Source organism: Paenibacillus sp. FSL H7-0943 (genome assembly GCF_037963265.1).
In the GTDB taxonomy this organism is placed as follows: Bacteria; Bacillota; Bacilli; order Paenibacillales; family Paenibacillaceae; genus Paenibacillus_AQ; species Paenibacillus_AQ odorifer.
Map to the genome: position 1 here is coordinate 4,409,015 of NZ_CP150148.1, position 23,061 is coordinate 4,432,075.

Here is a 23,061-nt window from a genome sequence, read left to right on the forward strand (position 1 = left end):
ACGTGGAGAAATTTAACTATAAAAAGTCAGCAGAGATCCTGTCCTTATCCGCCAGCCTTACTGATTTCACCTATAAAAAACATTGCCATGAGGAATATGCACTCGGTGTGACCCTTCGTGGCATTCAGCAATATAATCTTGACGGTAGTTTGCAATCCTCTCATAAAAATGGCGTAATGTTGTTTAATCCGGAACAAACACATGATGGCAATGCGTATGATAAAGGTGGCATTGATTATGTCATGCTTTATATTAAGCCAACCCTAATGTTAGAGATATTAAGAAAAAAAGAACTCCGCTTCGCCACTCCTATCTTATACGATGACAAATTGGCGCAGTGCATATTAGCCCTAAACCATGCCATTCAGAATGGCAAAGAGGAGTCTTTGTGCAGTGAACTGCTATTCACTCTGGTTCATTTAGTCTCTAATACTGAAATAGTTACCGATCGTAGAACGAATAATAAATTTCTCAAAAAAGCAAAGGAAATGATGTACTGCAGTTTAGACCATGTGCTGAAGCTGGACGATCTCTGCACAGAGTTTGGTCTATCCAAATATCAGTTTATTCGCGAGTTTAAGACACATACAGGAATATCACCCTATCAATTTTTCTTAAATTGCAAGGTAGAGCGTGCCAAGCAGTCCATAGAGAGAACCAAGGATATCTATGCAGCTGTTGTAGATTGCGGATTTGTGGATCTAACTCATCTGAACAGGCATTTTAAAAGCGTGTTCGGAATAACCGCACATGAATACCGGTCACAGCTGTAAGATCTGCCCTCCTACCATTGTCCAGAGCACTTTGAATTCATCATCCAAGAGAACCAGGTCAGCATCCAAGCCAGAGGTGATCGTCCCCTTTTGTTGAAGTTCAAGAATATTGGCCGGTGTAGTTGAAGCCATTTGCACGGCATCTGTGAGCGAAATTCCAGTTTCGACAGTATAACGTAAGGCTTCATTCATGGTAACTGTACTGGAGGCCAGCGTGCCATCTTCCAATCGCGCTATGCCACCAGATACCGTAACCTGATGTCCTCCAAATATATAATTTCCATCCCCTAACCCCATTGCCTGTAAGGCATCTGTGATCAAGACCATTCCTTCCGGTCCTTTCATGGTATGCATCAAGCGGATAATTGCAGGATGCAGATGGACATTATCAACAATAGCTTGCAGGCTCACATGCCTCTCTTCGAAAGCGGCAACCACAATCCCCGGATCTCGATGATGGATCGGCCGCATGCCATTAAAACAATGCGTAACATGACTTGCCCCAGCGGCAAAAGCTTGTTTGGCTTCCTCATATGTGGCATCCGAATGAGCAATCGCTATCACCACTCCCCGTTCTTTCAAAAAGGAAAGAAGCTCCATGCCTCCCGGCAGCTCAGGAGCAATCGTAACCATTTTTATGAGTGATCCAGCTTCTTGGAAAATGAGCTTCATTTCCTCTAAGTTAGGATGCCGCAGATACTTTTCATTTTGCATTCCTTTTCTCTTGGGGTTTAGATAAGGTCCCTCTAAGTGAATGCCTGCGATCTTTGCTCCCACTTCATGCCCAATTACACGTTTGACACTACGAATCATCTCTAAAAGATCCTCCATCGTAGAACTCACAGAGGTAGCCAGAAATGAGGTGCAACCAGAAGCTGCACAAGCCTTCGATACTTCTTGAATACTCTCTTCAGTACCGTCCATCATATCAAACCCGTTAGCGCCATGAATATGCACATCTATCATTCCGGGCACTAACAAATGCCCTCCGCCATCAATCCGTTCATACTCACCCTCTGGGATAGAAATATCTCCTGAGTCTATCCTCATCACTTTTCCTTCAGAAATCCATACATTGGCCGCTGAAACTATACTATTCTGAAGCACTACTTGTACATTTTGCAAAATATAAGTCATAAACATTCTCCTCCATTCGTTATCACTCTTGATTTCGAACCTCTTCAGCTTCATCTAGACACTCAATAACTGTGATGTTCTTCTGATCTAGAACTTCTCTGATCTCGATTGGAAGCTCTCGATTTGTAACTAAAATATCAACGAAATCAAAGTCTAGCCGATAAAAGGATTTAGCATTAAATTTGGTGTGATCCGCTACTAAAATCACTTGATCAGATCTTCGAGCCATTTCTCTTTTTACCCGCGCATCTTCTTCATAAGGATAATAGAGTCCATCAGCACAGATCGCCGATGCTCCAATAAAGGCTTTATCCGCACGAATTTCACTAAGTTTATCGATAATGGAAGAACCATATAACAAGCGGTTTTTCACATTCAAGTAACCACCAAGTACATAAATTTGCAGATCCTCGCGATGGGATAAAATCCCTACATTATCTATCGAGTGCGTGACAACCGTAATATCCTGCGCACTAATTTGTTCTGCAACAAACTGTACAGTGGTCGATACGTCTAAAATCACAGTCTCACGATCTTGGATAAGCCCGGCCGCGATCTTCCCTATTCTCTGCTTACTCTCGGATTCATCGATCAAACGATCCTGGTAAGATAATAATTCTTTTTGCAATTCAGGTAACGCTAGACCGCCATGCGTCCGAACAACGACGCCCTCTTGTACTAACCTAACAATATCCCGTCGGGCAGTATCTCTTGAGACTTCAAATTGCGTACAGATATCTTGAACACTCATCGATTGGTGTTGTTTCAAATATTCGAGTATTTTTAATAATCGTTCCTCTTGATACATAATGAAATTCACCTCCTAAAGTCATCATAAGTCATTTTATAAGCATTTACAAGCATTTATAAGTTAATAATTAAGTATATATAAGTATTAATGCGTAAAAAAAGACGAAAGCCAGATGAATGTGCATCCGCTAACGCCTTTAAAATGTCTATTCTTTAGGATTCACTTCACAATGTCACTTCACATCGCGGTTCCAGCTCTTCTGTATCTTTCGAATATAAACAATTTGGCCCACATGATAAGCATTATGGGTTGTTACATTTCCGAGGACTTCCCACCATTTACTGTCTGGAAATCCTTGAACATCAGCTTCCAATTGTTCTTTCTTAATCAATTCCTGCCAGTGTAAAAGAACCTCTAAAAGTTGTTTTTGCAGCGCTTGGAACGTTTTCCCTTCTGCAACGACAAAGGTATTATTATTACTATCCACTGGAGGAACCGCCTGAACACTGGCTTCTTTATACCTTGTTTGCCAAGTTTCATTCCAGTAAAGCAGATGCTGCACAATCTCAGCAATACTATTGCTTTCTTCCGTTACCTTCCAAAAAGCTTCTTCTTCACTTAAGTCTTTAACCGCCACTTCAAGGGGCACATACCAACTCGGATCATTCGCATTGGCCAGCAACTGATTGGCTAGAACATCATAAGCATGAAACATTCTTCCTTCCCCCATTTTCCAGATAAATTATATGCAAATCAAGTACCGCAGAATGTACGATATGGACATGCGGATTCCTCAGGAAGTGCCGAGTATTCCTCTTGTTCAGAGGAGTAGGCGTATGGGTTAGTCAAAGCTTGAAGTAACCTCTCCATCACATCGTAATCTTCCCGCTCTACCGCAGCCTCAAGCGCTTCTTCTACACGATGGTTCCGTGGAATAATCGCAGGATTGCTGCTGTGCATCAGCTTCAGCGAAGAGGATTGTGATTCCTGCTGCCTGCTAAGCCGCGCCTGCCACAGCTCATTCCATTCCTTAAATTCAGGGGTGCCAAACAGAGCAGCATCTTCCATTACGCCTAGAGTTAAGGACCGAAATGTATTAGTGTAGTCAGCCCGATATTTTTGCATCAGTTCAAGGAGGGTATCAATCAGAGCAACATCCTCTAACTCTTCGTTAAAGATTCCCAGCTTCGCTCTCATTCCCGTTAGCCAATATTGATAGGACCGCTCCGAAAAATCTGAAATTGCCTCCTCAGCCAGCTTAATCGCCTGTGCCTGATCGTCAGCCAGCAATGGCAAGAGAGTCTCGGCAAATCTGGCGAGATTCCATGCGCCAATCCCGGGCTGATTGTGGTAAGCATAACGACCCTGCTGGTCTATGGAACTAAATACTGTCTCAGGATTATACACATCCATGAAGGCACATGGACCATAATCAATCGTTTCTCCGCTAAGGGCCATATTATCAGTATTCATCACTCCGTGAATAAAACCTACAAGCTGCCATTTAGCAATTAGCGCTGCTTGACGTTCCATTACTTCCCGAAGCAGAACAAGATATGGATTATCTTCCACAGGAGCTTCTGGATAATGTCTTTGCAACGTGTAATCAGCCAGAATACGCTGATCCTCCACAGTCCCCCATGCAGCAACATATTGGAAGGTTCCAACACGCAAATGACTGGCAGCAATCCGGGTCAGAACCGCCCCCGGCTGTTCCGTTTCCCGAATTAGCGGCTCCCCTGTAGCTACCACCGCCAAGCTGCGAGTCGTAGGAATCCCAAGTCCATGCATAGCTTCACTGATGATATATTCGCGTAACATCGGTCCAAGCGCTGCCCGGCCATCGCCACCACGAGAGTATGGGGTTCTTCCCGCACCCTTCAATTGAATATCTACACGATCACCTTGAGGGGTGATCTGTTCGCCCAGCAGCACTGCTCGACCGTCTCCCAACATGGTAAAATGTCCGAATTGATGTCCAGCATAAGCTTGTGCAAGCGACAGGGTACCTTCAGGAACTTCGTTGCCGGCAAGAATCCCAAGACCCTCCTTACTCTGTAGTGCTGTGCTATTCAGCCCAAGAGTAGCAGCCAATGGTTCATTAAAAATAATCAGTTCCGGTTTACGCACAGGCGTTGGCTTAATCCTTGTAAACATTGATTCCGGCAGATGAGTATAACTGTTCGCAAAATTCCAGCCTATATCTATTTTCTCTGTCATATTATCTCCTTTTCATACCCTCAGTCTCTATGCCTTTATTAACTCAGAATAAGTTATGTTAAAATTTAATGCAAATCTTCTCGCAGACCTATGTTTTTGCCGAAGTGTTACAAAGACCGCCCGGCTTCCTTCCATTTTATGCAGGGAACCGGGCGGTCTTAATTATGATGTTCTATCTTGTTTTCAACTTATTTGGAAGCTAATTCGCTCCGCCTTTGGAGAGCATAATATTGAGAATGGTCTTGTCAGTATCCGCCAGCCCTTCCTGAACCAAACGCTCCATGTTGCGGATGGTATCTTCCACCTCTTCGAAAATTACACCATCCTTGGTTGTAGGAGCAATGTTGTTCATAGCCAGAGTGGCTGCCTGGATCGCCGTATTGGTGGAGGTGGAAATCTTCAGCGCACAGGTAGAATTCGCACCGTCACAGATCATGCCTGACAAAGAAGCTATCGTATTCTGTATCCCATGCTTGATCTGCTCAAGACTGCCGCCCATGAGATAAATGATCCCGCTATTTGCTCCTACTCCCCCTGCAATCCCTGAACCACATAATGGGGACAAACGCCCGATATAATGTTTGATGTGCACAGTGACCAGATTGCTCAGTGCAAGCGCCCGAGCTAGCATTTCTTCATCCTTGTCCAGCAATTCCGCCAGAGCTATAACGGGAAGCGTACAGGCGATGCCTTGATTGCCACTGCCCGCAGTTGTCATCACAGGCATTGCACTGCCATCCATTCGAGCATCTGAAGCCGCTGCGGTAGCCGCGATAATTCTGTTCGCTACATCATTGCCGAACAGATTCACCGCAGATTGCTGATTCATTTTCTTACCTACTTGCAAGCCATAATCGCCTCGCAATCCCTCATCAGAGATCGCTTTGTTCATCCGCGCCCCTTCCAAGAGAAAGCTAAGGTCTGAAAAAGGAGCGGTACAGATAAACTCGAATATCTGGTCAACTGAGCCCGCATACTCTTCCGTGTCGGAAAGACCAGGCTTGCCACAGTCGGCTTTTGAATTCCGGGGTGTTATTTTCTCCCCGTCCAGAGCCAAATATTCTATATGGGTGTGCTCTCTGGCAATAATGGCAGTCGCCGTATGGTTCTGCGTAAACAATTGGGCTTCAATATATAATTTCTCAGGAGTGTCCTTTATCTCCACTTTTAGCAGCTTTCTATCCAGCAGGTCATTTGCCATCTTCAACTCAGCCTGCGTCAGACCTGACAGAATTTCCAGCTCCTTGTGAGAACGGCCGACCACCGCTCCAAGGGCTGCTGCGATGGGCAGGCCTGTCTGGCCTGTCCCGGGAATGCCCACTCCCATTGCATTTTTGATAATATTACCGCTGAGATGCAGCTGAATCCCCGTAATTTCTTCCTCGAGAAGCTCTGCCGCCAAGGAGACGGCATACGCAACTGCAATCGGCTCCGTACAGCCTTCTGCCGGCACGACTTCCTTGTGTAAAATTTCCAATAAGTTGCTCATGTATGCATTTCCCCCTTTTCTCTCGCTGTTGGACTTATTTATATATAGTAACTCAGAGAGATGTTTCAGGGAATCCTTTTTCTTAGGAATCACTCCTTCATCCCCCTAATATAGTGTAGGAAAGAAAGGCGGGATGTACGTGAGTAAGAGGGATGAGCAAGAGCAAAGGGCGATCTTTCTAGCTGCAGTCTGCGGGCAAACCTATACACAATTTTCAAATATAGATGGAGTTTTCGTCATTCCATTCGATTATCAGCTATGTCATCCCATTGAAGCACAATCCTTCAATAATGTATGGGAACGTTTCGGCTTTATTTTGGAGTCTCCACAAGAGATTATTATTGCCTTTCGGGGAACCAGTACGACGACCAATTGGATATCCAACGTCCTCGCTTCACAGGAACGGTTCAAATATCTTAAAGAAGACTCTCTCACCCATCGTGGCTTCACCAACATTTATTCTTCAGCTCGGGACGGCATCTTCTCTGCGCTCTCCAAGCTATCTCCTGACAAGACCTTATACATTACGGGCCACAGCCTCGGTGGAGCGCTCGCCACCTTATGTACCTTAGATATTGCGGCAAATACCTCTTACACCTCACCTAACCTATATACTTATGGTTCCCCACGGGTAGGTGATCCGGACTTCGTTAATATTTTTAAACAATATGTGCAGAAGAGTTACCGGTATGCCAATCTTTTTGATGTTGTAACCTACGCACCTCCACATGTCTATAAGCTCCCCAAACGGGAAAAAAAGTATTATTACAATCATGTCCATACTTTTAACTCACTGTCTTTCCAGAATGGATCTACAAGTGGTAATCACGTAATCAGCAGCTATTTCGCCGAGCTCTCCAAGCTCCAACCGGAATTCGCTCAAGAATTATGTATAACGAACCCTGGATTCTGTCCACTCGTGGCTACGAAAGCAGAAGTATAATGTGAACACAAAAAGGAGGTGCCCAACAAGCCATATGCTGGCTGCCGGAACACCTCTTTTCTTCGTATGATTCGAAACCATCAGCAGTTACAAAGCCACTAACGGACTCCATTGACACTAACAGCAGTATATTTCCACTTTAAGAATTCCATCGGACCCCATGGCCACTATTGGCATAAAAAACACCTAATATAAGTCACTTTCTAACGAATAGCTGCACTGGAGTCCGAAACGCTGCCCAAAAGGCGATTATTTAGCAATTAACGTCATCTGGGTCCGAAACCGGTACGAATGAAACTAGATCAGAATATAAAATAAACTAATACCACACCCAGGACTAACAAAATAAGTGAAACTATGTGCTGTTTCGTATGTTTTAGAAATTTCCAATCGATGAACGACTGAAACCCTATTGCTACTACTATAACTACAATCCAAAACCATTTTATAACCGTACCCTCTGGGCCATCGGCAATTATTATCACAATCCCCGTAATTAATCCCACAAGTGCAAGTATAAGCTTCCCTTTTATATTAAGCTCATAACCGTCTTCAGGAAGTTTTTCTTTATCCGGGCCAACAATCCATATCCTTAGAAATAGGTTAGAAAAAGCAAGGATTATAAGTATAAGTCCAATTTTCACTTTCGTTCACCTCCACTCTTATATAGAATTCATTCGTATTTATTTCTGATCATTAGTTCTTTGATTTCTTTTAACTCATTTAATATTTCTTTTGATAGTTGCGTACTTCTAGAGTTATCGATGCCTACTTTAATCACGAATATTCCAAGCAACAAATAGATGATTAGCATTACGGTGATCCCCAATTCACGTTCACTCCTCTTATTTTTGTATATTTCATTAAAGATATAGTTAGCATTAGATTAATATTATTCCCATGATACCATAATAAGGATATCTAATTAACACTCAGGAGCTTGCCGTTGGCTTGACAAATGATCAGTATATTCGATAAAATATACTATATCTTGATAATCAAGATAATTGATCTGCGAGATTTTTTCTATGCGGGAACGCGATTAATCTTAACTGAAAAGAGGGAACACAATGGCAGTACTTATTCTATACGCTACAAAATCTGGAGCAACAGAACAATGTGCAAAAGTATTATCAGAAGAGCTACCTCAGAGCAAAATTTGCAATATCGAACTAGAAAAGCCAGATATCGAGGCATTTGATAGCATTATTTTAGGCGCAGGAGTAAGAGATGAAAAAATATATAAAGCCATTCGTGACTTTATCAAAAAAAATAAAGATGAGTTACTGACTAAGAAGATGGGCTACTACATTTGCAACGAGAAACCTAAGAAAACCGAAGAATTAATAGAGAAAAATTTCCCTGATGATCTGAAAGAAGCTGCGATTTGTATTGAATCTTTTGGAGGTTATAAGGCCTATAAGGCTCCAAAGGAAGGTACTGATCAGCTCAAAGGGATATTCGTAGATAAAATAAGAGAATTCTCACAAAATTTCAAATAAAAAATCCTGTTACCAAGACGAAAATCTTGATAACAGGATTCTTTTTTTATATACGTTTATTGCGCCTTGAGGGTCACTTCAAACTTCGCACCGACATCACCTACAAATACAATTTTTCCGTTGCTAGGAAGTTTGACTTGTTTAAGACCGCTAATGGTAAAGTAATTCACACATACACCATTCTCATCATAGACAGCAAAAGAACTCTTGGTTGGCAGCTCTACTGTCATTATCTTACCTGTTGCCGTTTCAGGAACTCCATACCATCTAGCATATCCATCTGATTGGATAGTTACCATAGATTGCGGGCCTGCATAAATAGGTTTAACCGCATCTTGATGTATAAACAATTGATTGCCAATCTTTAAATACTCCACACCATTTTTCTCTTCAAAAATAAGATCCGCAAGATCGCGCCCAGCGATGGTTGGGATTTGCACGGTCATTTCTGCTTTATTAGGCCCAGTTATTTTATTCGAGCCCATATAACCAGGTGCGTCAGGGAACATAGCGATTCCAGCTACCGGCATACTCATGTAATATTGGGAGCTGTACTTCTCGCTGACATCAAAATACAATTTCCCTTGGCGCTGCTGCCATGCAGTAGTGACCTCTTGAGATAGGGCATTAGGTTCAAGCTTCTCAGCTGCATATTGGGTAACGGCAGTTTCACCAAGTCCTGGAATCACCCCATACCCTTGACTCCAAAGATAGATACGGCCATTGCTCTCCTTCACAAAGCTAACTTTACTTGTACCCTCTGCATCTAAGAATTCTCCGTTCGAATTATAGGAAAATTTCTGCGCCGGCATTGTAGGAGCTATAATTGAAGATATACTCAATTCCCCAGTTTTACTAACCTCTATCTTCATCAGTTGCGTAGAATCACCATAGACACCCGCATAGTTTAGCAATTCTTGCGGCATATCCTCTTTGTTCGAAGTTTTAAATGTAGGTGTAGCTTTCAGTTCCTTAATAACTCCCTTTTCCTGTAAAGCGCTGAGTAAAATTTCGTTGGCAAGCATCTGGTCCGTTGTACTTGATCCGCCAGAAGATATTACTGCTGCTGCCATCTGCTGCTCGGGCAGTACAACTAATGAGGTATGATACAGACCTGTATCTCCACCCTTTGTCAAAGCCTTGATTTCGTACTGGTTAAATGGATATAAGTTCACACTGTCCCAGCCTAATCCATAAGCTAACGAATTATCGGCTCCTTTAGGCCATATTCCACGCTTATATTCCTCTTGTTCCATCGCTTTTACAGACTTTTCTGACAAAATGCCAGTCGATTGGCCTGTAAAAATAGTTGCAAAACGCACCAAATCCTCAGCAGTGGAATAGATACCACCTGTTCCAATCACGTTAATGGTTTCTTTGGGTAAAGCTGCTGAGTAGGTAGCATTATAGACACTAGCCAGCTGAGAAGAAGCTACAGAATCTACAGGCGTTTTCGTATGTTCAAGCCCTAGAGGTTCTGTGAAATTTTGATGAATGAATGTGGTAAAGTCCGTGCCACTGACCTTTTCAACAATCAACTCAGCCAACGTAAATCCATCATTACAATATACTGAGTAGGCGCCTGGATCGGCCTTCAGACGTTGTGTTGACAAAGTCTCTAGCAAACTATCTTTTGCAATAGGATCGGAATCATTAAATAAGAAAGAATTGGATAAGTTCGAGCCAGCAAGACCTGATGAATGATTCAACAGCATCCGTACAGTGATTTGCTTATAACGAGAATCTTCCATCGTAAAATTATTCAAATAAGATACGACTGAACCGTCCAAATCTACTTTTCCTTGCTCAACAAGCTTCATAATAGAAGCTGTTGTATACATTTTACTCGTCGAGCCAATACCATACATCGTTGTGACGCTTGGTGCTGTCTTACTCTCCACATGGCTAAATCCAGATTGACCGCTCACAACGATATTATCGCCATCAATAAGAGCATATTGGAGACTAGTCGTCCCCAGCTTCTCCGTTAAGAACGCCGCCTTCTCTGCTGCCACCTTCTGAGTGTTCACATACGTTTGCCCTTTGCTGCTATCCGCTGCTAAAACACTAGTAGGGACATACACCAATAGAAGCAATGCAACTAATAAGGATGCCAAATTTTTCTTCATACATAACCTCCCGATATGAAATCGTCATCCTTTAAAGGATAATTTATCCATGGAGTAATGTAAAGGAAGTTTATACTATTGGGATTATATATCTAATCTACTATTTCTACTTTATCTCCGATTCGAATTTCCCCTGTTTTGATTACAGAGGCATAGACTCCGAAATGCAAATCAAACTCTTTATGTAATTTTTTCAAAAGCACTGGGTCCTTCTGGAGACTATCCGGGTCCATCGTAATCACAACACATCTCTCACAAAAACTATCTACCTGTAGCTGTACATCCCCAATGTTGAGCCGGCGTCCAATCCAATCTCCTTCAAAAAGAGAATCATCATTCAGCGCGATAACAAAATTCCCGCGAAAACGACGTTGATCCAAGGAATGCCCCCAGGTTGCCTCCAGTTTTTTTAAGCTGGCATCCGTAATGAGTAGAATACTAGCGCCATCCACGGATAGGAGCTGCGGATGTTCTGGCTGTGGATGTGCAGCTTTTAGACCAGACATAGTGATTGGAGTTTTGGTTTGGCTTTGGATTTCTTCCAATAGATTATCATCCCATCCAAAGGTTCGCCCGTCTGATGCCGTTACATGGATTTGTCCATCTATAAATTGCGCTTGATAGGTAAGCATATTCGGTATATTTCTAGCGGTGATATATCTTCGCCAGCCCTCTTTTGACTCATCGTAAAAGGAGCAAAAACGGTCACCAAGCATTCCATACGGTTCAATCATACAGCTTTCTAATTTTTCACCCGCAAATGACTTGACCGGATAACGATTAATTCCTTGAATTTCACCAACAACTGATAACATAATACAACGCCTCCACTTGTCTTAAAATGCAACGTATCTTCCCATTCTACCTGATTTTATTTAACTGTTGTATGAATATCTAATAACCCAGAAATTTTATATGTTTTATTGAGTTATATGTTTTATACTATGACTGTTAGACATATTGCATTTTGAAATAACACTCACTCCCCCATAAAGAAGAGAGGTAACCTGCTGTGCGGACAAATGATTTTCAAGGTTTTGACTTTGTTTTTACTCAAGCCGTGATGGGTATGGCCCTTATTTCGCTTGATGGAACGTTCCTAAAACTGAATTCAGCATTATGCGACCTCTTGGGGTATGATGAAACCGAATTAACGACACCCTCTCCAACCGTCCGTACCCTACTAGATCAGATTCATAAATTCAATTCATTAGGAAGTTCTCTTCCACCTACGAGCACTGATCCGCAGAGACTCGAAGTAGATTATTTCCATCCCACCGGACGCCGGTTATCTTTAAAGGTCTCCATATCTATCCTTCTGGGTGACAATGGTCAACCCATATATTATTTTACTCAATTCGAGAATAAAACCCTGATCAGGGAAATGGAGACTCAGCTTCAGGTTGTGAATTCCCATCTACTTGAAAAAGAGAGCTCTTTTCTACAGCTGCTGGAGGAACTGCCTCAGCCCGTGCTTATCACTAGGGGAGGGATTGTTCTGTATGCAAATTCGGCAGGTTTACAATTAATCCATGCGGAAAGCCTAGATCAAGTGCTTGGTCTATCGACTATGGATATTGTAGACTACTCTAATTATGAAATTCTCTCAGAACGAAGAAAGAAATTCAACACTGATAGAACAACAGGTTCTGTCTGCTACCTGATTAATTGTTTAAATAACCAGCAGAAATATGTAGATGGGATTACATTGCCGATCATTTATGAGGGAAACGAAGCCTACATTGGCATATTCAAAGATATATCCGAGCAAGTATTGGAAGATGAACGACTGATACAGTCCGAGAAATTATCCACAGCAGGACAGTTAGCAGCTGGAATCGCTCATGAAATACGGAATCCTCTTACAGCCATTAATGGCTTTATGAAGCTACTGCGCTCTTCCGAGCGGATGAATGATAAATATATTTCCATTATTGAGTCAGAATTGAAACGCATCGAGTTCATCGTCAACGAACTGCTTGTCTTATCTAAACCCCAAACCACTCATATTAGTAAACCAGTGGATTTATTGTCTTTGCTGGAACAAGTCACCACACTAATGAATGGACAAGCTGCCCTAAAAAATCTCAAGATCCTCCCTGTCTGTACTGATCAATCCATTTGGATCAATGGTGAGGCTTATCAGATGAAGCAGGTATTTATTAACTTACTTAAAAATGCGATGGAAGCAATGAATCATGGGGGAAACATCTATATTCATGTGCAAACCTATGACAGAGAAGCCCGAATCAGTGTGCAGGATGAAGGCTGTGGGATGACAGAGGAACAGATCAATGCCCTCGGCAAACCATTTTATACGACCAAAGAAACAGGAACAGGCTTAGGTTATATGATCACACAAAATATTATACATAATCATGGCGGAGCGATCTCTATAGAAAGTATTCTGGAGCAAGGAACAACTTTTACTGTGAGTATTCCAACGATCATTACACCTGAGGAACCTATCATGTAGAAGATGAGGTATCGCAACATCATGCAAGAATGCCCCTAATTTTCACATTATAATGGTTATACATAATTGGAAAAGAAGGTGCAGCAATGACTCGTGAAGTTCGAACAGTTGTTTTCGATCGTGACTTAAAATTTGAGGCCTATCGATTCGAAGGTATTATGCAGAAGTTTCCCAACCATTTTCATGACTATTATGTCATAGGTTTTATTGAACAAGGAAAAAGACATCTGCTATGTAACCAAGAAGAGCATATTCTTAACAGCGGAGATGTGGTCATCTTTAATCCGGCGGATCCCCATGCCTGTGAACAGATAGACGGGAGAACGCTTGACTATCGCTGCATCAATATTCAGCCGGAAGTCATGCGTGAGTATGTGCTAGAAATTACCGGCATAGACTACTTACCGCGGTTCACACACAATGTCCTCTACCAAAGTGAACTGTCGAGCCCTTTACACGATCTGCACCAAATGATATTAGAGGATCAATCCGATTTTCAAAAAGAAGAGTTGTTTCTATTTCTCCTTGAGCAGCTTCTGAGAGAATACACGGAGACAGAAACCCTCTGTCCCGCTCAAGAGCCTACTTCTGAAATTAAAATCATTTGCGAATACATAGAGTTACATTATGCGCAGAACATTACGCTGAACCAGCTAAGTGAATTGAGCGGCTTAAGTAAATATTACTTGCTGCGTTTATTTACCAGACAGAAAGGAATATCACCTTACCGTTACTTGGAAACTATTCGCATCAACCACGCCAAAAGGCTTTTAGAACAAGGAATATTGCCAATAGAAGTGGCCTCTCTAACCGGATTCAGTGATCAGAGCCATTTCACAAATTTTTTTAAAAGACTCATAGGCTTAACCCCTAAGCAATATATGCGTATATTTGTTCAACAAACGGGAGTAAAGTCATCAATGGAACTTACGAAATGATAAATCAACGCAAGATTAACACAGGACATCTGCTGGCATTGCTTACGATTTTAATCTGGGGAACCACCTTTATCTCCACAAAAATACTGTTAAAAGACTTTACGCCTGTGGAAATTCTGTTCTTCCGTTTTCTTATTGGGTACTTTGTACTGTTACTGATCTATTCACGTCCAATCCGAACTACATCCTTTAAAGAGGAATTACTCTTTATCTCAGCAGGTCTTTGTGGAGTCACGTTATATTTTCTTATAGAAAATATTGCCCTAGTCTATACCCTTGCATCCAATGTAGGTGTGATTGTCTCCATCGCTCCATTTTTCACGGCGGTTATCGCTCACTTCTTTTTAGAAGAAGAGAAATTTCATAGGCAGTTTTTTATAGGATTTTTGATAGCCTTGGCAGGAATTATATTAATTGGGCTGAACGGGAGTTATCTTCTGCCACTGAACCCCATCGGCGACTTGCTGGCATTGCTGGCACCTGTGGTTTGGGCAATATATTCAGTGTTGATGCGAAAAATAAGCCTACTAAAGGTTCATACTATAGGGGCTACCCGCAGAGTATTTTTCTATGGTCTGCTGTTTATGCTGCCTACTCTGTTTCTGTTTGATTTCCAGCTGGGTCTGAGTAGATTCAAAGAGATTTCAAATGTAGCTCACCTGCTTTTCTTAGGTCTGGGTGCCTCGGCACTGTGTTTTTTGACTTGGAATAAAGCTGTAGGGATTCTGGGGGCTGTAAAAACAAGTGTATACATCTATATTGTGCCTGTAATTACAGTGGCAGCTTCTGCCCTTGTTCTGAATGAAAAGATCACCTGGGCAATCCTGACGGGAACTTTTTTAACGCTCACCGGTTCATATATTTCCGAACGCAAACCTAAATAACCACACCATCTTTAACATTTAATAAAAAGAAGCCCCAGCAGCGTGATGCATACTGGAGCTTCTTTAAGTTTCATTCCATACTCAGAACAACGAGACAGGAATAAGCTTTCTTCCTCCCTTGATCAGGGTCGATTCCAGCATGTCCCCTTTGACGCCTCCAAAATAAAGCTGCCAATATACGCCAAAACGCACGCTGACATCATTCTTCACCAGCTCCGGCGGCGTAACAATCAGCCATTGGAATTTGAGTGCCTTGGAAATTTCGAAGACGGGGTCAAGCACGTTATTGGAGACCATTTCTCCGAAAGGATTGTCATATAAAAAGACCGTCCAGCCTTTATTCTCACGATTCACCCGTTTATGCGTCATGATCATCATTGCGACCAGCAGCTGTACAGATTGACGTTGCCCACCACTGCCGACTGCTTCATCCAGTGCGCCGCGATTAATAATCTCCCAGTCCGAATAATGATAATCTTCCGGTGCGGCGTAGAGGAAATAATTCTCCGTTACCGGTTTATACACTTGAAGTATCGGAAAGCGGTTCTGCAGCGCCGCATAGACAATTCGTCCGTCATTAATAACCTCTTTGATTACCAGCGCCGGCACTTGTTCTATCTTTGGATACTTTTTGAGCAATTCATTGATGCATTGATTGAAGTAGTCACTCACCATCGGCTCTACCTCATCGCTTGTTCTTGGCACATTGATATTCTTGTAATTCAGACGTACCAGCGGGAAGGCATAATTATTCTCGTTATGAATAATCATCCGGCGTTCCATTCGCTTCATAATATCAATGATTTGTACCACTCGTAGAGATGCCCGGCCAACCCACATCTTGCGGGAGAGATCCATGCCTTCCTTATCGCTTTGAATGCTCTCGATCTGATCGCGCGAACTGCGTAGCATGGAATCTAGGACTTGCAGTGCAATGGCGAAATTATCCCAATGGACCGTATTCAATCGATCTAGAATCTTGGTCTCCAGTTCGGAATTCCGTTCATTTTTCGCAAGTTTTTCGGTTAAGGAATTTTTCTCTTCCTTCACCTTTTTGGAGATCTCATCCTGTCTAATCCGGCTATCCTTAATGCGGAGAAGCCAGTCGGCTACTAGAGGCTCGCAGCTTTCTCTAACCCTCAGCGTTATTTCTTCTGGCACACTCCGTAGGTTGACGCGATCCTCAATATGCGCGTTCATTATTTTGATTTGATTGGATAAAGTCTGAAGGAGGACATCGATTCGGTCCAAGGATCTTTTACACTGATTAAGCATAAGCTCATTCGCTTGGCAGCGCTCCTGAATTTCTGTCTCCTTATCCCCTAGCGCCTCATTCCAAAGCTCCACGGCACGTTCATGTTTCTCTTTGATCCCCTTCTCTACTTTGCGCAACTCTTTCTGCAAGTTCTCCAATTCAGTCTGGCAGCGGATGTAACCGTCGTGAACAATCTGATAGTCTTCCTCCAACGAAGTAGTATCCGTCTTTTGGCGATTTCTTGCAGCCATAATGGTCTCAGACGTTTCCGTAGGTTCAGTCGCCTTCCGCCAATTCACATCCACTTGATTCAGGCTGGATTCAAGCTCAGCCAGATTCTCGCTTGCTGCTTTAATCTGTGCAGCTCTTGTCCGAACTTCCAGTTCATTTTCAGTTAATGATTGCTGTAGACTTTCCACGGTACTGAGCTGCTGCAAGAGAAGATTCTGCTCTACAGGATCTACAGGTATGACTTCTCCTTCATCAGAAAGCTGGGGGTCTGTTGGGAAAACAATCTCAGGAAACCATCGTTGCAGTCTGGGGAACAACGCATATTCGGTTTCTCTCGTCCATTTATTGCGTTGTCCACTCAAGCTTTCCATTTGCACCTTTAGGTGTTCAAGCTGCTGATCTTTACCTGCTAACTCTTTGCTCACCAGATTCTTTCGTTCGATTATTTTTTGTTTTTCCTTATAATCTTGTTCCTGTTTCTTCGTCCGTTCAATCCAAGCTTGCAGAACCCCCGCTCTCTGCTCATGCTCCACACTTAGAACTTTGTTCTCAGCGAGCTCCCGTCCGATCCGGGTAAGCGTCCCTTCGTTCTCATCCATCTCATTGCTCAGATTGTTAATGCTCTGCTGAAGTTCAGCCTGCAGTTTAATAAGGGCATCATGCTTGGCTGTAAGCGTCATGGTATTCTCAGTTTGGAATAAACGGTCATATTCTTGACGCACCGATTTTAACTTAGATAAATAAGCTTCAGAGTCCTGAAGGATCTGCTCCTGTTCTTTGAGCTTCCCCTGAATACTGCTCTTCCAATCCTGGAAACGATCCGGCTGCAACACCATTTGCGGCCCTTGATTCGCAAAAAGCATGAAGGATACTTGATGCGAAGCTGCCATCTCTTCACGGATAAAGATCGGCACCGCTGATTTAAGCAAGGTGTCCTTCATCAGTTCCGGCTGAATTTTATCAGCTTCGCGCCGGGTCATAATCAAACTATATGGAAGTAACGGATATTGCTCCAGTTCTTCCTCACGTTCAAGATACGGACGGTCATTTAAGTAGGAACTACCTAGCGTTGATTGAATCTTTAACGAATCGAGTGTATCTTTGACCGTCAGAATATCTGAATTGGGTAGCCAGTAGGATTGGTTCTGAAGTTCCACATCCATGAGCTGATTATAGTAATCCCTTCTGGAACGTTTAGTCTGTTGCTCTACTTCATCTATTTTTCGGATAAAACGTGCCGGGATAACATCTTGTTCTTCAAAAAGGCCGGTAGCTCCTAAACGATTATGCTCCTCATACATTTCCAGCAGGACAACGAGCTGTGACCATAACTGGGATTCTTTCTGAGTCTGTGACTCAAGCAGAACCCCAAGCTCGTCCGCTTCACGCTCATAAGAACGCCGTTTCTCACTCAGCTCAGCATGACTCTTATGCAGTGCCAGCTTCCGAATCTCTTCCTGCTTGTGCTGTTCTTCCAAGTCTCCAATGTCTTGAAGAATCGTTTTGGCCGCTGAGATCGTACGCTGCAGGGCAGCTGCCGGAGAATGGGCGGCATCCTGCCCATATTGGGCTGCGAATGCTCCGAGTTCTTCCGTGTATTGCCGAATAGATAAGGTCAAATCATTGATCTGATTATCCAGCCCGGCCAGCTCCACCAAGAAACTTTCCCTTTCCTTGCGCAATCTTCTCTCTTCCACCGTTAGGTCTTGCTGTGCTGTCCCAAACTCTCTGATCGTTTGCTGCCAGAGATTAAACACCACATCCCACTGTTTCCGCAGCTGTTCCTTGGCTGCCTGAATGACCTCTTGCCGTTCTTTCATCTCCAGAGAACCTTCGATAGCTTGAATTTCTTTTTGCCACTGCTCAATTTGCCGGGTATGGAGCAACCGTTTAGCCAGAAAATAAGCTACTTCAAGCTTCTTCTCTTGCGCTTTGGAATCCTCCAGCCGACCACGCGCACGGCTCTGATCATCACTGAGCTTCTTAAACTCTTCTTGCTTCAGTTCCGTTTCTTCCTTGCTGCGTAAGTATTTAAGATTGTCTGTCTCAAAGCGCAATTGCTTCGCATCCTGATAACGTCCAGCCAGTTCATCAGCAATCTTACTTCGCTCAACTTCTGCATTTCTCTGCTCTTCATAGATAACCGTATAGATTTGGCGTCCACGTAATTCCGTTTCTTGAACTACGTTTTCTGCTTCCACGCCTAGTTTTACCAGCTCATAAAGTGGTGCAGCCATACTAAGAAACTCTGTATAGACCTGCTCCCGCTGTTCAAGCATCGGCAAGCGCTGAGCCACTGTTGCTGTATCGATAAACATCCGCTGCAGCGTATTGTCGTCTTCCTTTAATCCTTCATTCAGACTAGATCCGATTTCAGGAATAATCAGCTTTTCGAACAAGTTATGATTGGTGAAGGCATCATTCTTTTTAAAATAACCTTTGATACCGCCCTCTTCACCATTGATCCGCCGCATATTACGCCACTCGGCGATATGGATATCCCGGGTAGCCAGGAAGTCATAATATCTTTTCAAATCCGAGCTATGGCTGCCAAAAGGTACAATCTCTCCCCGCCGATCGCGCACAAATTGCTGGATCGTTTCAAAACTCGTAGGTTCAGCAGTCACCTCGTCAAATAACGGCAACGTTGATAGCGTAAGTTCAGCCGCTTCACCGTAATCTGTAAGTGCGTACAGCAAGTAATCCACTTTGATATCCTGCTGATCAAGCGAATTATGTGCCGTCATAGCGATTCCCGTGGTCATATACTCATTGCGCTCATTGTTGTCGAGATGCCATTCGATAGCTACGTGAAAAGTGTACGGTTTAAGTTGTTTTTTATGATTATGAAAGAATGCCTCAACCTGGTTCTCACTGTCTTTGCCCCATGGTGTTTTGGGCATCAATAACTGGAAAATGGATTGCAGCAGTACGCCCTTTCCACCGCCATTCATGAGCGTAATAAGCGTATTAGCGGGTCCCTCTTCGTTACAGAGGTCCAGAATCATGTCGTCGTATTTCTTGAGCATCTTCTCGTATTTAAGTCCTGTAATTCGTATGCGTTCAATCCGCGGCATAGGTAGCACCGTCTTTCTCAGCTAAAGTTCTTCCAATGAGGCTCTTTAATTCCTGGTATCGATCGACATCATGATATAAATAACGCATTCTCTCATAAAGCTCTTCCCGAGGAAAGATACGCTTCTCTGTCTCAGAGATGAATACGAGCTTCTCCTCCTCCAGAAGTTTCATGCCTTCATGAATCAGCCCAATTCGTGAGCCTGCGCCTCTGGTCAGAAGATCGCTTTCTTCCTGACTTTTAGTCTGCATATAGAGACTGGTCCATACCTTAAACATCGCTTGGATATCAAGCTGCCACTGCTGGCTAAATCGCCCATCCTCATCCATCTGAATCCACGCCTGAAAGAGCGAGGACACCTGATCAGCAATTTGAATATAGGACATACTGTCCTGCCCCGACTTAAAATGAGTCTCATCCTGATCCATTTCGGCCAGAAAAACCAGAATAATAATATTGATAATATGTAAGTGTGTTTTACGCTCAACACGTGAATATTTGTTCTTCAACTGGGTGAAGTTGGTTGCAAACACTGATCCCAGCGGATTAACTAGCAGATGGAGACGGTGCCCGGAATTCATCACCCGACAGCCCCCTTCTTTAGCAACGTACTGAAGTGCATCATAAGTTCCTGCATCCTGAAGGCATTCAGCCGCTGCAGGGTCATCGAGAGGAATTACTTTTTTACGGAGCAATTCAAAAAATAGCCGCGAAGCTTGCTGTACCTGTTCTAATGTATAACTCATGTTAGTAACTTCTCACCTCTCCACGATCGTAATCATATATGGACTCATATCCAGACCAGGACACCGTACCCTTGAGGCTGGTTCTGGAGCAATGCTCGTCCGCAGCGTTTTGCCGCGTAAACTCTCCAACAGAAGATCTTCCGCAAGCACATATTGGATTAGCTGTTGGCATTCATCAGAAACGCCGCTACCACCTTTTGGTGCCTGTTCCTGCACTAAAATATCTGTATGAAAAAACTGCACCCACAGATCAACAGCATCCGGTGTGTTTGCCCACCCTGTTAGTTCTTCGGCGGAAAAAGCGTCTGCAGTAAAGGTAAAGCTTCCCTGCTCAGCCAAGGCAGCAAAAACCGGCTGCCACAGCTCTACTACTTTTGCCCATGGAATACCTTTAGGAATATATTGAACAGGCTCTGTGTCCACCTCATCTTCGAAATCATCCATCACTAAGTCGGGGATAAACCCTACCTCTTGTTCCTCCCAAGCCCAAGGAAGCGGATAAACGAAGTCCTGATTCGGAGCGAATAATCCGCTGAGCAGCAGTTCAAGACTGTCACCGCTTGGCAGACCCTCTTCTTTCACCCATTCCTCCCATACATGTGTACGGAAGTTAAACCCGGCTGCTCCCCAGAATAATTCAGGGAAGTTCAACCTTAAATTGGTCTCCATCTCAAAAATATTCAATACTACCTCAGCCAGCTCATCGTGTACACGCCTAGAAAGCTCGACTCGTTCAGAGAGAATACGGATCTCATTGAAGTCGATCACGTCTTTCTCATCATTGGCCAGCCGGGCCAGAGAACGGTGAATACTGTCAAAATGTTTGCGTTCCTCCTCGAACTGATGATGAATCTCTTCGAGTCGCTGATGCCGAGCTACTCCGAATTCACTAAAAATATGCTTCGGATTGCGGCGTAACGCATTGCGGTATTCTTGCTGTTGCTGGGTCATCTTGCGGACACGGGAGATCAGTTCATTAACATCCTGAAGAGCCCGAGTTACGCGCCCATGCTTTATATGCATTTGAATCTCGAGCAGTTTGATGCTGATCTGAAATTCATCAATAATCTCATGGCTCATAAAAATGAGCTCCATTGCATATTCAGAGAGACGATAGATGGTTCTGCCGTTCTCTTCCCAACTGCTGCGAGTCGCATCCTCGTCCACCGTGAAATACTTATATTTCTGCACGGACATTTGCCGGGTCACATCATCATAGAAAAAGGATTCGAAATCCCCACCATTCCCGCTCCACAATAAACCGTCCACGAGACGCTCTACGGATTCGGTAGTCCCAAGATTGGCGATATTAAAACGTTCCAGCGCAGTCCAAGTAAGCTCAATAATATCCTCTTTGGATCTTCTCTCATTCGATTCTAGCTCCAGATAATAGACTTGCAGCAGAACGCTTAAAGATACCATTTCTTTGTAAGGTTGGATTTCGCCAAGGTTCATGCCAGCCCCCAAATTCCACAGGGGATTCAATCGTTTGTTTCGTTCGCCAAAATCCGACCAATTCATCTTTCTGCTAACCTCGCCATCACTTCATAATTTAAAATTTCCTGCGGAACTCTCCGATCCTCTTTTCCCTGTACGGACAACCCCATACTTGTTCTCGATCACCCTCACTAAAAGAAATAAAACCCCTATACATCCTGTATAGGGTTCTGAAGCACGGGAATATATGTTTCTATTATAACAATCCTACAAAGGTTATGCTATTTTTGTTAAACAAAATAATTGATTCTAGCCGGATGACAAAAGATCGCAGAATTACAGGGAGAAATTCCCTGATTTTTCTGTTGAAGCTTCATTAACCCTTATAGACTCCGCAAAAAAAAGACAGCCCCAAAAACCATGAAATGGCTGAATGGGACCGCCCTTTTTTATTAACTACTCGGCAACTCCTGGCGTAAACGCCATACAATACTGCTCAAGTGTGCTATTAGGTAGAGGAATGACCTTAACCGTACGGAACTGATAATGCTCATAAACGGGCAAATTGCTCGGTGTCTGTGTCTCTAACGTACATAACGTATTGCTCATACGACATTCCGCGAGTAGCGGTGTCATGATTTTTGATACATATCCTTGACCTCGATATTGATCCTGCACTGCAAGCATATCCAAATGTTTATACTTCTGATCCCCAAACATTGATAACCACAAGGAACTCATACTACACAAAATAGATAAACCACGTATAAATCCTCGCACCCCAATGATTCGGCAAATCGGCAATGACTTAATTATCGCAAGGACTATCTGTTTCATATACCTGACGTTCGAAATCACTGTCCCTGTCTGACGCTCCGAATGGAACACTAAAGCCACTGCTTCAAAGTTAGTAGAAGTCGTTAGTAAATCCGAATATGGATACAACATCTCAATGTAACGATGAAAAAAAATATTCAACACGCGTAATCGGGTTGATTCATCAGGCAAGATATGCTGATATAACGGATCATTTTTGGCAAATGCTTCGGCCAGAACACTGGCTGCTCTTGGAAT

Annotated in this window: 18 protein-coding genes; 6 read left to right on the forward strand and 12 right to left on the reverse strand. The window is 43.3% G+C overall.

The genetic code is table 11. The features are described from left to right. Positions 1-2: 2 nt before the first annotated feature. Positions 3-773 carry an AraC family transcriptional regulator gene (locus tag NSQ55_RS19300; protein WP_076127284.1) on the forward strand — a complete coding sequence of 257 codons (771 nt, stop codon included), beginning with the start codon at positions 3-5 and terminating at the stop codon, positions 771-773. Here the strand turns inward: NSQ55_RS19300 and nagA are convergent. The 5 genes from nagA to NSQ55_RS19325 all read right to left on the reverse strand — a co-directional run bounded on the left by nagA (position 762) and on the right by NSQ55_RS19325 (position 6,370). Then, positions 762-1,910 carry an N-acetylglucosamine-6-phosphate deacetylase gene (gene nagA, locus NSQ55_RS19305; RefSeq protein WP_339168591.1) on the reverse strand — a complete coding sequence of 383 codons (1,149 nt, stop codon included), beginning with the start codon at positions 1,908-1,910 and terminating at the stop codon, positions 762-764. The genes NSQ55_RS19300 and nagA overlap by 12 nt on opposite strands. A 22-nt stretch (positions 1,911-1,932) precedes the next feature. Beyond that, complete coding sequence (locus NSQ55_RS19310) at positions 1,933-2,718, reverse strand: DeoR/GlpR family DNA-binding transcription regulator (RefSeq protein ID WP_076276126.1); 786 nt, start codon at positions 2,716-2,718, stop codon at positions 1,933-1,935. 175 nt (positions 2,719-2,893) lie between these two features. Then, a complete protein-coding gene (locus tag NSQ55_RS19315; protein WP_076301716.1) occupies positions 2,894-3,376 on the reverse strand; it encodes a DinB family protein in 483 nt (160 codons plus the stop codon). A gap of 38 nt (positions 3,377-3,414) precedes the next feature. After that, the gene (locus NSQ55_RS19320; RefSeq protein ID WP_339168593.1) at positions 3,415-4,881 is read right to left on the reverse strand and encodes a YdiU family protein; all 1,467 of its coding nucleotides are present in this window, start codon (positions 4,879-4,881) and stop codon (positions 3,415-3,417) included. A 199-nt stretch (positions 4,882-5,080) separates the two neighbouring features. Next, positions 5,081-6,370, reverse strand: coding sequence for an L-serine ammonia-lyase, iron-sulfur-dependent, subunit alpha (locus tag NSQ55_RS19325; RefSeq protein WP_076218429.1), 1,290 nt, complete (start codon positions 6,368-6,370; stop codon positions 5,081-5,083). Positions 6,371-6,503: 133 nt separating this feature from the next. Here NSQ55_RS19325 and NSQ55_RS19330 point away from each other — a divergent pair, with 133 nt between their 5' ends. Continuing rightward, on the forward strand, positions 6,504-7,313 hold the full coding sequence (locus NSQ55_RS19330) for a lipase family protein (RefSeq protein ID WP_339168596.1): 810 nt from the start codon (positions 6,504-6,506) through the stop codon (positions 7,311-7,313). 302 nt (positions 7,314-7,615) lie between these two features. Here the strand turns inward: NSQ55_RS19330 and NSQ55_RS19335 are convergent, their stop codons facing one another. After that, the gene (locus tag NSQ55_RS19335; protein WP_036688860.1) at positions 7,616-7,957 is read right to left on the reverse strand and encodes a DUF4181 domain-containing protein; all 342 of its coding nucleotides are present in this window, start codon (positions 7,955-7,957) and stop codon (positions 7,616-7,618) included. A 426-nt stretch (positions 7,958-8,383) separates the two neighbouring features. Between NSQ55_RS19335 and NSQ55_RS19340 the strand changes: the two genes are divergently transcribed. Continuing rightward, on the forward strand, positions 8,384-8,815 hold the full coding sequence (locus NSQ55_RS19340; protein WP_339168599.1) for a flavodoxin domain-containing protein: 432 nt from the start codon (positions 8,384-8,386) through the stop codon (positions 8,813-8,815). A gap of 56 nt (positions 8,816-8,871) precedes the next feature. Here the strand turns inward: NSQ55_RS19340 and NSQ55_RS19345 are convergent, their stop codons facing one another. Beyond that, positions 8,872-10,944, reverse strand: a complete 2,073-nt coding sequence (locus NSQ55_RS19345; protein WP_076182972.1) for a serine hydrolase domain-containing protein — start codon at positions 10,942-10,944, stop codon at positions 8,872-8,874. Positions 10,945-11,036: 92 nt separating this feature from the next. Continuing rightward, a complete protein-coding gene (locus NSQ55_RS19350) occupies positions 11,037-11,759 on the reverse strand; it encodes an MOSC domain-containing protein (protein WP_076276121.1) in 723 nt (240 codons plus the stop codon). 197 nt (positions 11,760-11,956) lie between these two features. Between NSQ55_RS19350 and NSQ55_RS19355 the strand changes: the two genes are divergently transcribed. From NSQ55_RS19355 to NSQ55_RS19365, 3 genes are all read left to right on the forward strand, one after another. Further along, a complete protein-coding gene (locus tag NSQ55_RS19355) occupies positions 11,957-13,420 on the forward strand; it encodes an ATP-binding protein (protein WP_256720974.1) in 1,464 nt (487 codons plus the stop codon). Positions 13,421-13,506: 86 nt separating this feature from the next. Beyond that, positions 13,507-14,358: an AraC family transcriptional regulator gene (locus NSQ55_RS19360; protein WP_076218426.1), complete on the forward strand. Its 852-nt coding sequence runs from the start codon at positions 13,507-13,509 to the stop codon at positions 14,356-14,358. Continuing rightward, positions 14,358-15,242, forward strand: coding sequence for a DMT family transporter (locus NSQ55_RS19365; RefSeq protein ID WP_256720981.1), 885 nt, complete (start codon positions 14,358-14,360; stop codon positions 15,240-15,242). Before NSQ55_RS19360 ends, NSQ55_RS19365 begins: the two co-directional genes overlap by 1 nt. 81 nt (positions 15,243-15,323) lie before the next feature. Here NSQ55_RS19365 and NSQ55_RS19370 read toward each other — a convergent pair whose 3' ends face one another. The 4 genes from NSQ55_RS19370 to NSQ55_RS19385 all read right to left on the reverse strand — a co-directional run bounded on the left by NSQ55_RS19370 (position 15,324) and on the right by NSQ55_RS19385 (position 22,935). Next, on the reverse strand, positions 15,324-19,805 hold the full coding sequence (locus NSQ55_RS19370; protein ID WP_339168603.1) for a hypothetical protein: 4,482 nt from the start codon (positions 19,803-19,805) through the stop codon (positions 15,324-15,326). Next, positions 19,792-20,550, reverse strand: a complete 759-nt coding sequence (locus tag NSQ55_RS19375) for a DUF6063 family protein (protein ID WP_076182984.1) — start codon at positions 20,548-20,550, stop codon at positions 19,792-19,794. The genes NSQ55_RS19370 and NSQ55_RS19375 overlap by 14 nt, the downstream gene beginning before the upstream one ends. Positions 20,551-20,562: 12 nt before the next feature. Beyond that, positions 20,563-22,071 carry a hypothetical protein gene (locus NSQ55_RS19380; protein WP_339168606.1) on the reverse strand — a complete coding sequence of 503 codons (1,509 nt, stop codon included), beginning with the start codon at positions 22,069-22,071 and terminating at the stop codon, positions 20,563-20,565. 372 nt (positions 22,072-22,443) lie between these two features. Then, complete coding sequence (locus NSQ55_RS19385) at positions 22,444-22,935, reverse strand: GNAT family N-acetyltransferase (protein WP_081383226.1); 492 nt, start codon at positions 22,933-22,935, stop codon at positions 22,444-22,446. Between the last annotated feature and the right edge of the window lie 126 nt (positions 22,936-23,061).